This window comes from Desulfonatronum zhilinae (assembly GCF_900182865.1).
Lineage (GTDB): Bacteria > Desulfobacterota > Desulfovibrionia > Desulfovibrionales > Desulfonatronaceae > Desulfonatronum > Desulfonatronum lacustre.
Map to the genome: position 1 here is coordinate 102,968 of NZ_FXUJ01000014.1, position 13,034 is coordinate 116,001.

Sequence of the window (13,034 nt, forward strand, 5' to 3'; positions counted from 1 at the left end):
AGAAATGTCCGCGTAAACCTGGAAGCGACAGGGTCCGCAATCCCGAACAGCGCTGCGGCACCCACACCGGCCCCTCCCCCCCCACTTTCCGTGCGGCCTGAAATGGACTAAGGCGCTCCAAGAAACGTCAAGCCGCCGACTCCCGACAGATATGTCGGTACTGCCAACGAAAAAACAAGTCATTCCCGCGAAGGCGGGAATCCAGGTCATGCTTGCCGCAAGTTTGAAAAGTGTAATACCATTTCTAATTCAAAGCTTCTCTTTCGGTATCGGGGGCGGTATCGGGGTCGGTATCGGCATCGGGGTCGAATTAGGATTATTGGCGAACAAACAGTATCGATCCCGATACCGATACCGACGCCGACCCCGATACCTGCATTTTCTCAAGCGAAAACGAGGCATGGACTTGGGGCCGTTGCCATGAGGAGCAATCCTCCAAAACTCTAACAGCGTATCACGGGTTAACATCATGAAAAGAATGATCATGCTGCTGCTTGCCGTCGTCGTGTCGGGTTGGGTCCAGGCCTCGGAGCGGCCGGACGCCTTTGTGGAAATCAGGGAGGTGATTCCGGATGCGATCATGGATATCCGGTATTTCACCGAGCACAATTTTGTCGGCGCACGGGTGGACGGCTACGCGGCCCCCAAGTGCTATCTGACCAGGGAGGCGGCCCAGGCCCTGGCCGGGGTGCGGGCGGACCTCGCGCCGTTCGGCTTCGGGATCAAAATCTACGACTGCTTCCGGCCCCAGCGCGCCGTGGACCATTTTGTCCGCTGGGCCAAGGACGTGGACGACACGGCCACCAGGACCGAATTCTATCCCACGGTGGATAAAAGAAACCTGTTCCGGGACGGCTACATTGCCGAAAGGTCGGGACACAGTCGGGGCAGCACCGTTGATCTGACCATCGTGGAACTGCCGCCCGCGGAGCAGCCCGCATTCATCCTCGGCGAGACGGGGCAAAAGGAATGCTTCCTCCCGGCGGACCAGCGCTTTCCGGACAACGGCATCGACATGGGCACGGGGTTTGACTGCTTCCATGAACGCTCCCACCCGGAGAATCCCAACCTGACCACCCGGCAACGGCTGAACCGGCTGCTGCTGAAGACCCTCATGGAAAAACACGGCTTCAAATACTATGACAAGGAATGGTGGCACTTCACTTTGGCCGACGAACCGTTCCCGGACACCTATTTCGATTTTGTGGTAAAATAGACAGTCTCTTCCATATTTTTCAAGAAGATAGCCATCCATGACCCTACGCGCTGATTCCGATCGCATCCTGCATGCCGTGGACGACAAGCCGGGCTGGGGGCTGTCGCTGCTTTTGGGTTTGACCCATGTTTCCCTGATTTTCGACGGGATCATCTTCCTGCCGATCATGATCGGCAAGGCCACCCACACTCCGCCGGAACAGGTCGCCTTCGTCACCTTTGCCACGATCCTGGTCGCGGCCCTGGGCACCTTGATCCAGACCCTGCGGGTGGGGCGCATCGGTTGCGGGTTCGTGCTCTTCATGGGCTCCTATTCCGCCTTTCTGGCCTGCACCCTGAGCGCGATCCGCATGGGCGGGCTGGAGCTGATGGCCACCATGACCCTGCTCAGCGCGCCGGTGGTTTTTTTCTACTCCTACTTCCTGCGGTTTTTACGCCATATCGTCACCCCGCAAATCGGCGGGATCATGATCATCCTCGTGGCGCTGAGCCTGATGCCCATCGCCATCGAGCTGTGGCAGGGCGGCTTTCCGGATCGGCCCGGATTCGGCTCGTATCCCAACTATGTCGTGGGCGTGGTCACCATGGCCGTCCTGGTGCTGCTGATGCTGTTCGGCACCACCACGTTGCGGCTCTGGACTCCGCTGCTGGGCCTGGGCGCGGGATGCGCGGCGGCCTGGTTTTTCGGGATTCTCCAACTCGACCAGGTCCTCTCCGCGCCCTGGATCGGGTTGCCTCAATGGGCCTGGCCCGGGCTCGAACTCAACCTGGGATTGACCCATGTCCCCCTGCTGGCCGCATTCGTCATGGCCGCGCTGGTCAGTGCCATGGAAGGCACCGGGAACATCATGCTCGTGCAGCAGTTTTCGTTGCGTCGGTTTCGCAAGGTGGACTACCAGCAGGTTCAGGGCGGGCTGTACGGCGACGCCGCGGCCAAGGCTCTGGCCGGAGTGAGCGGAGCCGCGCCGGTGGCCACGTTCTGCGACAACCTGCCGCTACTGAAGATGACCCGGGTGGCGTCCCGCCGCGTCGGCCTGATGGGCGCGGCCATCCTGTTCGCCCTGGCCTTTCTGCCCAAGATTTCCGGTTTTCTGCTGGACCTGCCCGCCCCGGTCATCGGTGGAATGCTCGTGGTCATCTGCGGGATGCTTTTTGCCGCGGGCATCGGTCTGATCATCAGTTCCGGACTGGATTTTCAAATCGGCCTGATCCTGGGGTTGTCTTTGTGCACGGGGCTCGTGGCCGAAACCCGCAGTTTCTTTCCCGAGGTGATGCCCGTTGCTCTGGCCCCGATGCTGCAAAACGGCGTGGCCATGGGTGGGTTCGTGGCCATGTTCATGAGTCTGTTGCTGGTCCTCTTTCCCAAGCCCCGCAAGACCTTCCGGCTTGCGCCGCGGTCGGAGGAAATGCCCAGGCTGCTGGCCACGCTGGAGGATGTTCGACACGAATTCAAGATGAGCGACGGAAGCTTTCATCGTCTGCGCCTGGCCTGCGAGGAGACGTTCGATCATCTCTGCGGGCACGTCGCCGACGGGGACGAGACCTGCCTGTTCGACATTCAGCGCAGGGAAGACGGGGTGTTCGTGGAAATCATCTGCGGTTCACGGGTCGAAGACGTGGACAATTGCCCTCCGCCCGTCCACCCCTCCTGCGCCAACGAAGCGGAATTGTCGCGGCTGGGGCTGTTCCTGCTGGCCAAAATGGCCCGCGACGTGTTGCACTACCATCTCTCCGGGAATACGTACATTTCTTTTTTCATTGACGACTGAACTTGAAATAACGCAACAAAGGACATCCCATGCGACGTCGTTTGACCAGTCTTTTAGCCATCGGTTGGTTCGTCTTCCTTGGTTCTGGGCTTGGCCCTGGTCCGGTTGCCGCCAAAGGCACGGGCGTTCTGGTCCGGGAACTGGCCAGGGCGGAAACGAGCTGGGATGGAGCATTGCTGCCGTCCTACCCGGAAGGACAGCCGGAGGTCCGCATTCTGAGCATCACCATTCCGCCTGGAACAAAGCTGCCCGTGCACCAACACCCGGTCATCAATGCGGGCATCCTGCTCAGCGGCCGCCTGCGGGTGCATACCCTGGACGGCCAGGTCCTGGACTTGCAAGCCGGGGAGGCCATTGTCGAGGTGGTCGGCACCTGGCACTGGGGCGAAAGCCTGGGCGACGAACCCGCGCACATCGTGGTCTTCTATGCCGGGACAGCGGACCTGCCCATCACGCAAACACGGGAATAGCCCGCGCCACGTGTCCATGCTCCACGCGCACAACCTGGGCGGGGCCTATGCCGACTTCCAGGAAGCCGTCACCGGGTCCATCAGTATCGGCAAGTCCGCCGACCTGGTCGTCCTGGACCGCAATGTCCTGGAGGTCCCGCCAAGCGAAATATCCCGGGCCGGGGTCAGCCTGGCCATGTTCCAGGGCAAGGTCATCCATCGCGCTTCAAGCGCGAAATAGCCTTTGAAAAACTCCCAAATGCCGCGTTGTTGTCCAGCACCCATTTGGGATGACGGATTCAACCCAATGCAACCAGGAGAAGGTTATGCAGCCAACACGCGATGATCGGTATTCCGCACCCAAGATGGCCCTGGCCGGCAAGCGGTATGTCTTCTTTGTCGCGCTCATCGTCCTGCTTCTTTTGCCGGGCTGCGGCGGGAGCGACGGGGAGGGCGGCTCAATCCGGTCTTTTGAAAACGGACGCGCCGAAAGGACTGTTTCCGGAACGTACTGGGTCCTGGATCTGGCGGGTTCATGGCTGGAGATGGGTCGCCAGTACGGAGGCCTGATGGGGCCGGAACTGCGTCGGTTTCATGCCGAGATAACGCGGGATGTCATCGCCCGGGGCATACCCGAAGAAGACCAGAAGAGGACGGCGACCGAGGCGGTCAGCCAGTATTCATCTCAGTTGCAGGAGCTGCTTCGCGGCATCAGCCAAACCTCCGGCCTGTCTTATGAGGAAACTCTGGTCCTCAATGCCGGGATGATGCTGCTGACCAACGCGGTCCTGGGCGGAGAGCCGCCCAGCGCATGCAGCGGCATCGCGGTCTGGGACGGCTACACCAAGGACGGAGCCCTGATCTTCGGCCGCAACTGGGACATCGACCGGAAGGCCATGAGCCGGTACATGCGCTATCTGGCCGTGGTCGTGTTTCATCCGCTGGAAGGCAATGCCCTGGCCAATATCCACCCCCTGGGCAACGTGTATCTGGAAACTGGGATGAACAGCCGGGGGCTGTTCATTGAGCTGAACAACGGCGAGTATTCCGACCCCACGGTGCATGGCGAGCGCGAGGACACGAGTTCGGTTCTGGTCACGGCGCTCAACCGCAGCGACACGGTGCAACAGGCCTCGGCCCTGCTCAAAAGCATCCCGGCGGACATCTCCTACATTCTGCAGATCGCGGACCCGACCCACGCCGTCTCCCTGGAGCGCCCCACGTTTGACGCCAGGGTCCGTCCGGCGGACGATCGCGGCCTGGTCATCGCCTACAACAGCTTTGTCCCCCCGTATCCGGCGCATTGGCGGAACAGGGTCGCTCCGCCGAAACCCTCGGACATTGATCCGCGCTACGACAACATGCTTCGCCTGGCCCAGTCCCCGGCGTACAAGGGATTGTTCACGCCCCAGACCATGATGGCCTACCTGGAGGTGCCCATGGAAGAGGGCGGCGCCTACCATCCCGGCACGGTGGTGCAGGTCGTGGCCGTACCCGCCGAGCGAACGATCTGGATGCGGGGATGCGACTACGCGGATTGGGAACGGGTGCCCCTGGCCGGGTATTTCGACGGCAGGCAGGAGAGTGGCGCTGACAAGTGAGATCGTCGTCATTGACCCGACCAGGTAATCTTTTACCGGTTTTCCTGGGAACAGACACAGGAGTTGATTGATGCGCAACCATTCCCTTTCCTTCAAGCTCACCGCCCCCTGCGATATGGCGGCCCTTCCCCTTGTCTTGGCATACGTGCGCGAGGCGGCCGTACTCGTCGGCTTTGCCGGGGACGACATTTCCCGGATCGAACTGGCGGTGGAGGAAGCGGTGTCCAACGTCGTGCAGCACGCCTTTCTGGAAGACGACGAGCCGGGTGCCTTTGATATTGTCTGCGAGCAGGTCACCCTGGGCCTGCGGATCATCATCCGGGAAAAGGGCATCCCCTTTGACCCGGGCAAGGCTCCTGTTTTCGAGCAGGGCGACGACCTTGAGCAGGTTTCCGCCAGGGGCATGGGCATGGCCTTGATGCGCCAGACCATGGACGAGGTAGCCTTCCACAACCTGGGGCCGGACGGCAAGGAAACCCGCCTGGTCAAATACCTGCCCGGAAAAAGCGTCCACCCGGGTTTCGAGGCCCAGGGACAGGACGCGGACCCTGCGGAGAACGCCCCTGATCCGCAACCTGCGGACAGCGCCTCTGCGCCTCAGACTCCTCAAACGCCTCCCCCGCGCATCGACTACGCCGTGCGCCGAATGACTGCGGACGAGGCCATCGAGGTTTCCCGCAGCGCGTACAAGAATCATGGCTATACGTTTTTCAACGAGGTCATCTACTACCCGGAGCGTCTGGCGGAAATGAATGCGACCGAGGAGATGATCTCCGCCGTGGCCGTGACCGCGGACAACGAGTTCATGGGCCATGCCGCGCTGGTTTTCGATGACGCCGGGGCCAGGACCGCGGAGTACACCTTTGTTTTCGTGAACCAGGCCTTCCGCAACCAGGGCTGCATGGGCCGGCTGGCCAAATTCCTGCTGACCACCCCGGCCAAGCGCCCCCTGACCGGAGTGTACTCCTATTCCGTGGCCAATCATGTCTTTACCCAGCGCGGCGTGATCAAGCTGGGCTTCCGGGACTGCGGCATTTTTCTGGCCACCAGTCCGGCCACCTGGAAATTCAAGGGCATTGACGAACCCGGCACCCAGCGGATCAGCGTGGTCCTGAGCTTTGTCTACCTCAAACAGCCCAGCCCGCGCCAGATTTTCGCCCCCCCGCACCACCGGGAGATGATCGGGCGCATTCTCGAACATATTGCCGCCCCCCATGTCCTGGCCCCGTTGCCGCACAATCCACCAACGCTCGCACCCCAGGCCTCGCGCATCGATACCAAGGTCTATCCCCTGGAAAATTGCGCGATGATCAAGGTCCACGACTACGGCTCGGACTGTGTTCGCGAGGTGCGGCGCATTCTGCGCGATCTGTGCCTGAAACAGGTGGCGGCCATTGACCTCTTCCTGCCCCTGGATGACCCGACATCCGCTTTCATCACCGCGGAGCTGGAAAAACACGGATTCTTCTTTGCAGGCATCCAACCGGAAACCGGCCGGGGAGACGCCCTGGTCCTGCAATATCTGAACAACATTCCTTTTGATTACGACAAGGTCCAGGTCTTTTCGGACCTGGCCCGGGACCTGCTGGCCTACATCAGGCGCCATGACCCCAACGAGAATCTGTAGGCCATGAATCACGAACGACCCTATGCGGACAGCGTCCTGTTGGCGGGGCGTGTTGCCGGGCCAGGCGCACCAAATGGTGCAACATATGGTGGACCAAGTGATGCGCCAAAGGACGCGTCTGAAACACGCTCCGATGCCGTGGCCGTGCGCCAGGGCAGAATCGCGGCCATCGGCACAACCCGTGAGATCCGGGCCTGGATCGGGCCGAACACGGAGGTTGTTGACATTGCGGGCGGACTGATCCTGCCGGGGTTCCGGGACGCCCACATCCACCCCATCCTCGGCGGCATGAATCTGGTGGAGTGCAATCTGACCGGTCTGGTGGAGCGGGATGCCTGCCTGGCCCATATCGCGAGCTATGCCCGGGCCAACCAGGACCAGGACTTCATCCGGGGCGGGGGCTGGTTGCCGGATCTTGCGCCGCGCCGCGAGCATCTGGACGCCATTGTTCCGGACCGTCCTGTGCTGCTTAAATCCATTGACGGCCACAACGCCTGGGTGAACACCAGAGCCCTGGATCTGGCCGGAATCACCAGGGACACGCCCAACCCGCCCGGCGGGATCATCGAACGGGATGCGCTCAGCGGCGAGGCAACCGGTATCCTCCGGGAGTGGACGGCCATGGAGCTGGTGGAGTCACGCCTGTCGGCCCCGACCTTGCGGGATCGGGTCATGGCCGGCTGGGCCTTTTTGCAGCGGGCCGCCGGTATGGGCATTGTCTCGGTCCATGAGGCCATGGCCCATGAAGAAGAGCTGCTGGCCTATCAGGCCCTGGAGCGAGACGGCGACCTGCACATGCGGGTGCAGGCCTCCCTGCTCTGCGAACCGGAAAAAGGCCTGGCCCAGATTGATCACCTGCTCCATCTCCGGGAGTCCTTTCAGTCCGCGCTGCTCACGCCGCGCACGGCCAAAATTTTCGTGGACGGGGTCATCGAAGGCCGCACCGCCCTGCTCCTGGAACCCTACGCGGACATGCCGGGCTACCGGGGCGAAAGCCTGTGGGCCTTGGACGAGCTGCACCGGATTGTCACGGCCCTGGACGCCCACGGCTTCCAGATCCATTTTCACGCTGTTGGGGATCAGGGCGTGCGCCTGGCCCTGGATGCAGTAGAGCAGGCCCAACGTGAAAACGGCCGTCCGGAAACACGTCCTGGCGCCCGACACATGATCGCCCATGCCGACCTGATCCATCCCCGGGACATTCCCCGCTTCCGGGCCCTGGGCGTCATCGCCAACCTCCAGCCGATCTGGTTTTGCGAGGAAAAGCATTTTGCCCATACCACCCTGGTCTCCCTGGGGGCGCAGCGGGCCTGGAGCCTCTATCCGGTCCGGGATCTCCTGGACAGCGGCGCGGCCCTGGCCTGCGGCACGGACTGGCCGTTCAGCGGGGAGCTGAACACCTTCAATCCCCTGGAATCCATCCAGATCGGCGTCACCCGCCGCGGCCTGGACCCGCAAGAGGTTCAGGCCTACAACCCGGCCCAGTGCGTCCCCTTGGCCGCCATGCTCCACGCCCACACCCTGGGCGGCGCCTATGCCGACTTTCAGGAAGCCGTCACCGGGTCCATCACGGTCGGCAAATCCGCCGACCTCGTTGTCCTGGACCGCGACATCCTCAAGGTCCCGCCCGACGAAATCTCCCAGGCCAGGGTCAGCCTGACCATGTTTCAGGGCAGAATCATTCACCGCACTCCCATCGCGGATTCAGCCTCGGCCAGGCCCGGGGGTTCAAGTACAGCAACATCACCAGATCCTCCGGGGAATCCGGAGTCGTGGCCATGCAGCACGTCCGCCTGATCGGCCGGCAGGTCCGCACGGCCCAGGCCAACTGCGTCGAGGGCAGCGCGCTCTTTGCCTCGGTCTTCCGCAAACTGGAAATGAGTCCGTTTCTGGTCTCCGTGCCGGGCCACATGTTCGTCTGCGTTCACCTGGATGAGGAGCAGGAAGAAACCTTGTGCATTGAGACCACCATGGTCGGAACCGCATCCTTCGAGAAGGCCGTGTCCGCGGGCAACGATCAATTCCTGAAAGCCCTGCCTTTCTTTATCAGCGACTCCATGAACGAGGAAACCTCGGAAGGCTACGCGATCATCGACATTGACGACGCAAGGCAATCCGGCATCATGCCCATCAGCGAGGGCTTGTGATTGGCTGAGCAGGGCGAAAACCTGAAAAAGGACGATCAATGCGCAAGATTGAACTGGCAACTTGGGCGAGAGCGGAGATGTTTCGCTACTTCAGCCGGATGGAGTATCCCTATTTGACCCTGACCGTGGAGATTGAGGTGGGGGCCTGTCTGGAATACATGAAGGCGCGGAACATCCCTCCCTACCTTGGGATGATTTTTTTGGTTTCCAGGGCGCTCAACGCGGTCGAGGAACTCCGAGTACGTGTCGTGGGTGATGAGATTCTGCTTTTTGACATGGTTCACCCGTCCTTCACGGTGCAGACCACGGACGGCAAGCTCAATTTTTGCAGAGGGCGTCATGCTGAAGAGATAGCGCGTTTTCTGGAGATCAATGCCCCCATCAAGGCGGATGCGCAAAGCGGCGTGAAGGAAAAGGAGCTGGAACCGGACAGTGCGGACCAGATCTATATCAGTTGCCTCCCCTGGCTCCATTTTACCTCCCTTGTCAATCCCGCGCCCCTCAATCCCGCGGACTCCTTTCCGCGCATTACCTGGGGACGTTTCGTGGAGCGCGGTCACGGCCATATCATGGCCTTCAATGTTCACGTGCACCATGGTTTGGCGGATGGCCTGCATGTCTCTAATTTTATCAACACTTTCCAGGCCTCTTGCTCGGTCCCCGAAGAGGGATTCTCGCAAGATCCGCCGGCCCGCAAAAATGGCCGGAACGACATGAGGTGACGATCAAGGCTCTCCACTGGCATTGTGTACAAACACCATATCCACCGCGGCATCACTCAACACCCCCACACGGCAATCTCCCACTTCCCGAACCGCTCCCGCCGCATCCAGATCCGCTCTTCCCAGGTTTTGCCTGGATCCCGATGGAAGACGACCAGATGGGCCTCCCCGGCCCCGACCTTGTCCGCGTAATCCGCCGTCTGCTCCAGACCCTCGGCCAGGGTGGATTCCAGGCTTCTCCGGGCATGAAGCAGTTTCAGTTCGATGACCACCCGCTGCACCGGACCGAAAAATCCCTGGGCCTCGTCCAGGGGCCATTCCAGGAGCAGATCGGTGCGCCGACGGCCCAGGCCGAATTCCCGGTTCAGCCGACCGCCGCCGTTGAGCACGCGCTGCAGGAAGGCCTGGAGCAGCAGTTGCGGCCCGGCCTCCTTGTACTCGAACCGCTCCACCCAGCTTTCTCCGTTTTCCCGGAAAAACTGCTGGAACGCTCTCAGCAGCTTATCCATGTCCAACCGATGATCCGGGCCGACATACCAGGCCAGATCCTGGTTGGCGATCATGGTTTGGGTGGACCAGGTCAGTTCACGGGGGATGATCTCCTGGTAAATGCGATTGCTGATGGCCAGTTGGGGACGAACGCGGATCAGCCCCAGATCCTCCACGTACTGCAAGTCGTCAACAGGCATCTGCATCCCGGTCTGCTCCGCGGACAGCAGGGCCGCGACCACTTTATGCACACGGGGTTCCTTGAGCTTGTCCGCCAACTGATCCAGGTGCGTGGCCCGGGACAGGATCAGCCGCTCCCGTGCGGCCCGGTAATCTTCCAGGGCGATGGGCCGGGTCCGATCCCGAGCGTCCTTGTCCTTCCAGGTTGTCTCGTAACCCAGGGCATTGACCAGCCAGGGCTGGCCCGTGGTGTCCAGCCAGAGTTCGTCAAAAATTTCACCTGCAAAGGTCTGACCCGTGGCCTCGGTATGCTGCCGCCACAAGCTCCGGATTTCCTCCTCGGTGAAGTTGCCCATGCGCAGGGATTCGGCCTTGATATTGAAGGCGCTGCCGCCGGTGATCACTTCCACGCCCTCCTGGCGCATCCGGTAGTCGCGCACATCCCTGACTCCGCAGAGAATCACGCTCTGGGGAAAGGCTGCGGGCCGCTGGGCGTATCCGGCCCGGATCTGCCGCAGCAGGGAGATCAGTGTGTCGCCAACCAAAGCGTCCACCTCGTCCAGGAGGAGAACCACCGGTTTGGTCGAGTGCTGGGACCAGAATTGCAGAATTGAGGTGAGCAGGCGCAACGGAGAGATTTCGGACCTGAACTTGCTGTACCAGTCGTTCAGTTCAACCGCTTTCAGATGGAAAGCAATGGACTCCACCAGGGTATCGCACACGGCGAGCATTCCTTTCATCTCGTCCCCTCTCGCTGCCTGGGCCCCCTCGATGTTGGCGTAGGCGCAGGCAAAGCGACCCTCGGCGTTCAGCTCGGCCATGATGGCCAAAAGCGTACTCGTCTTGCCGGTCTGGCGCGGGGCGTGGAGCACGAAATAGCGCTTGGTTCGGATCAGGTGATTGACTTCTTCCCAATCCACCCGGTGTAGCGGGGGCAGGGAGTAGTGTTCGGCAGGGTCCACCGGTCCGGAAGTGTTGAAGAATTTTTCCATGACGGCTCCTTGGCGATATTTTTTCAAGGTTCGATCGAGGGGGAAATGTCCGTGGATACCTGGAAGCGACAAGGCCCGCAATCCCGAACAGCGCGGAATCGCGACCCATCCTCGCCCACTATTCGTGGAGTCTGGGATGAACTATAGACCGCGCGGGCAGGTTTTGACTTTGTCTGTCATTGGCCGGATCGGGCAGGCTGTCGTGTCCGTCCAGGCTGTCGCCGCACAACCGTCCACGGTGACGCCGCGCCGTGAACAGCGCCAACACTATTGGGGTACCGCCAACCATGTTTGCGGTCGCAGACTGCGCAGAATGTTGGCGGATAATAAATTATGCCTTGATTTCAAAATGTTCTTGTCTGGCTTGGGTTTTGCTTTAGAAAAGACATCGGCCAGAAGACCGCCTGCAATCAGATGCCCATGACGTCATGCTTATCCCGGTGCAGGCTGGAATACCAACACTTAAAGAGATGCAAGACCATTAAAGCCCAACCTCAACAGGAGAAGAATCATGAAAAAGCTATACGCGGTTGCAACCATGGCGGTTCTGCTTTGCCTGGCCGGATTTGTTATGCCTGGGGTGACCTTTGCCCAGCGGTGCGTGGACAATGGGGATGGGACCGTGACGGACAATGGCACCGGTCTGATGTGGCAAAAAGCAACGGCTGGTCCAATGGATTGGGTTCAGGCCATGCGTTATGCCTCCAGTCTTTCTTTAGGCGGACATTCGGATTGGTGGCTGCCGAGTAAGGAAGAATTATGGGGAATGTGCTCTTTACCGTGTAGATCTCTAATGGATGTGAGTCCGGGACGTTACTGGTCGTCTACTACTTACACCAACTATACGAACTACGCGTGGGGCGCCGACTTCGAATACATCTGCTCCGCGGGCAGCAACTTGAAGTCGGTTAGTCACTACGTTCGTGCCGTGCGTTCTGGACAGTGATAGATGATTTGATTCTTCGGTAATTTGGCCCTTTGAGTTGGATGGGGTTGTCGCTGGAACAGCCTCATCCAGCCAAAGCAAAATGATAAAAACATTCAGCTTGTGAAGATTATTCAACCCAACCACGGAGGAACGTCATGAGAAAAATGTGGAGAAAGGCTTTCACAACAGCGGCCCTGGCCTTCATGCTCTGCCTGACCGGGCTGGCCTTGTCTGGCGAAGCTCAGGCCCAGCGGTTCAAGGACAATGGGAACGGGACGGTGACGGATACGGTGACGGGGCTGATGTGGACCAAGGATGCGAACCCGTTCGGTAGCTTGAGTTGGCATGACGCCATGTCCAGATGCAGTTCTTTCGGTATCTTCGGTTTGGGCGGCTCGTCGAGCATTGGCGGCTGGCGGCTGCCGAGCTGGGATGAGCTTAGGGCTCTATACCGTGCATTTCAAGGCGGACATCCCTTTACCGGGATCCAGTCGGGCCCCTACTGGTCCAGCTCGACCATCGAGTACAACACGGACTACGCGTGGACCGTGTACATGAGCACCGACTACAAGAGCTATGACAACAAGACCGGCATCAACCACGTATGGCCGGTCCGCTCCGGACAGTGAGGTGTTTTGGCGATTTGGTCATTCCGTGCTGATTATTATCCCTACAACGCAACTTACTCAATTTGGTCTAAGACTTGCTTCTTTCGCCTGTGTGATAGCCGGGCCCTATGGTTCCTTTTTTGGACCCAGGCAACCTGATCCAGTAAGGCTTGTAAATCAAGTATCCTCAATTTCAGTAGGCCTTTGAATAGAAACCTAAGCAACGAGAGCGTAATGGATGGTGCTTTTTTTTTCCAAAATGAGTTTCAGATGCCAGAGAAAGAAATGCCCCAACATGCAAGTTATT

At 60.2% G+C, this 13,034-nt stretch carries 12 protein-coding genes; 11 read left to right on the top strand and 1 reads right to left on the bottom strand.

Annotated features, from left to right (window positions below):
- Window positions 1-469 precede the first annotated feature (469 nt).
- The 9 genes from AC559A_RS12165 to AC559A_RS12205 all read left to right on the top strand — a co-directional run bounded on the left by AC559A_RS12165 (window position 470) and on the right by AC559A_RS12205 (window position 9,530).
- Entirely contained in the window at window positions 470-1,216 is a 747-nt protein-coding gene (locus AC559A_RS12165) for a M15 family metallopeptidase (RefSeq protein WP_498818117.1), read from the top strand.
- A 37-nt stretch (window positions 1,217-1,253) separates the two neighbouring features.
- Window positions 1,254-2,984 (top strand): uracil-xanthine permease family protein, encoded by a 1,731-nt coding sequence (locus AC559A_RS12170; RefSeq protein WP_498818118.1) that lies wholly within the window; start codon window positions 1,254-1,256, stop codon window positions 2,982-2,984.
- A gap of 29 nt (window positions 2,985-3,013) precedes the next feature.
- Entirely contained in the window at window positions 3,014-3,454 is a 441-nt protein-coding gene (locus AC559A_RS12175; RefSeq protein WP_028571816.1) for a cupin domain-containing protein, read from the top strand.
- A 16-nt stretch (window positions 3,455-3,470) separates the two neighbouring features.
- A complete protein-coding gene (locus tag AC559A_RS12180; RefSeq protein WP_498818129.1) occupies window positions 3,471-3,674 on the top strand; it encodes an amidohydrolase family protein in 204 nt (67 codons plus the stop codon).
- Between the two features lie 85 nt (window positions 3,675-3,759).
- Window positions 3,760-5,034: a C45 family autoproteolytic acyltransferase/hydrolase gene (locus tag AC559A_RS12185; protein WP_498818119.1), complete on the top strand. Its 1,275-nt coding sequence runs from the start codon at window positions 3,760-3,762 to the stop codon at window positions 5,032-5,034.
- A gap of 70 nt (window positions 5,035-5,104) precedes the next feature.
- Window positions 5,105-6,661: an ATP-binding protein gene (locus AC559A_RS12190; protein WP_498818120.1), complete on the top strand. Its 1,557-nt coding sequence runs from the start codon at window positions 5,105-5,107 to the stop codon at window positions 6,659-6,661.
- A gap of 3 nt (window positions 6,662-6,664) precedes the next feature.
- The gene (locus tag AC559A_RS12195; RefSeq protein ID WP_498818121.1) at window positions 6,665-8,458 is read left to right on the top strand and encodes an amidohydrolase; all 1,794 of its coding nucleotides are present in this window, start codon (window positions 6,665-6,667) and stop codon (window positions 8,456-8,458) included.
- Window positions 8,440-8,808, top strand: coding sequence for a hypothetical protein (locus AC559A_RS12200; protein WP_498818123.1), 369 nt, complete (start codon window positions 8,440-8,442; stop codon window positions 8,806-8,808). Before AC559A_RS12195 ends, AC559A_RS12200 begins: the two co-directional genes overlap by 19 nt.
- A 38-nt stretch (window positions 8,809-8,846) precedes the next feature.
- Window positions 8,847-9,530 carry a CatA-like O-acetyltransferase gene (locus AC559A_RS12205; protein WP_498818124.1) on the top strand — a complete coding sequence of 228 codons (684 nt, stop codon included), beginning with the start codon at window positions 8,847-8,849 and terminating at the stop codon, window positions 9,528-9,530.
- A gap of 56 nt (window positions 9,531-9,586) precedes the next feature.
- Here the strand turns inward: AC559A_RS12205 and AC559A_RS12210 are convergent, their stop codons facing one another.
- Entirely contained in the window at window positions 9,587-11,191 is a 1,605-nt protein-coding gene (locus AC559A_RS12210; protein ID WP_498818125.1) for an AAA family ATPase, read from the bottom strand.
- A 511-nt stretch (window positions 11,192-11,702) separates the two neighbouring features.
- On the opposite strand from AC559A_RS12210, the gene AC559A_RS12215 reads away from it, so the two are divergent.
- On the top strand, window positions 11,703-12,137 hold the full coding sequence (locus AC559A_RS12215; protein ID WP_498818126.1) for an Lcl C-terminal domain-containing protein: 435 nt from the start codon (window positions 11,703-11,705) through the stop codon (window positions 12,135-12,137).
- A gap of 146 nt (window positions 12,138-12,283) precedes the next feature.
- The gene (locus AC559A_RS12220; RefSeq protein WP_498818127.1) at window positions 12,284-12,748 is read left to right on the top strand and encodes an Lcl C-terminal domain-containing protein; all 465 of its coding nucleotides are present in this window, start codon (window positions 12,284-12,286) and stop codon (window positions 12,746-12,748) included.
- The last annotated feature ends 286 nt before the right edge of the window (window positions 12,749-13,034 follow it).

Bases quoted from the DNA above. Each gene is read 5' to 3' on its own strand.
- AC559A_RS12165 (WP_498818117.1), top strand. From the start codon at position 470: ATGAAAAGAATGATCATGCTGCTGCTTGCCGTCGTCGTGTCGGGTTGG.
- AC559A_RS12170 (WP_498818118.1), top strand. From the start codon at position 1,254: ATGACCCTACGCGCTGATTCCGATCGCATCCTGCATGCCGTGGACGAC.
- AC559A_RS12175 (WP_028571816.1), top strand. From the start codon at position 3,014: ATGCGACGTCGTTTGACCAGTCTTTTAGCCATCGGTTGGTTCGTCTTC.
- AC559A_RS12180 (WP_498818129.1), top strand. From the start codon at position 3,471: ATGCTCCACGCGCACAACCTGGGCGGGGCCTATGCCGACTTCCAGGAA.
- AC559A_RS12185 (WP_498818119.1), top strand. From the start codon at position 3,760: ATGCAGCCAACACGCGATGATCGGTATTCCGCACCCAAGATGGCCCTG.
- AC559A_RS12190 (WP_498818120.1), top strand. From the start codon at position 5,105: ATGCGCAACCATTCCCTTTCCTTCAAGCTCACCGCCCCCTGCGATATG.
- AC559A_RS12195 (WP_498818121.1), top strand. From the start codon at position 6,665: ATGAATCACGAACGACCCTATGCGGACAGCGTCCTGTTGGCGGGGCGT.
- AC559A_RS12200 (WP_498818123.1), top strand. From the start codon at position 8,440: ATGCAGCACGTCCGCCTGATCGGCCGGCAGGTCCGCACGGCCCAGGCC.
- AC559A_RS12205 (WP_498818124.1), top strand. From the start codon at position 8,847: ATGCGCAAGATTGAACTGGCAACTTGGGCGAGAGCGGAGATGTTTCGC.
- AC559A_RS12210 (WP_498818125.1), bottom strand. From the start codon at position 11,191: ATGGAAAAATTCTTCAACACTTCCGGACCGGTGGACCCTGCCGAACAC.
- AC559A_RS12215 (WP_498818126.1), top strand. From the start codon at position 11,703: ATGAAAAAGCTATACGCGGTTGCAACCATGGCGGTTCTGCTTTGCCTG.
- AC559A_RS12220 (WP_498818127.1), top strand. From the start codon at position 12,284: ATGTGGAGAAAGGCTTTCACAACAGCGGCCCTGGCCTTCATGCTCTGC.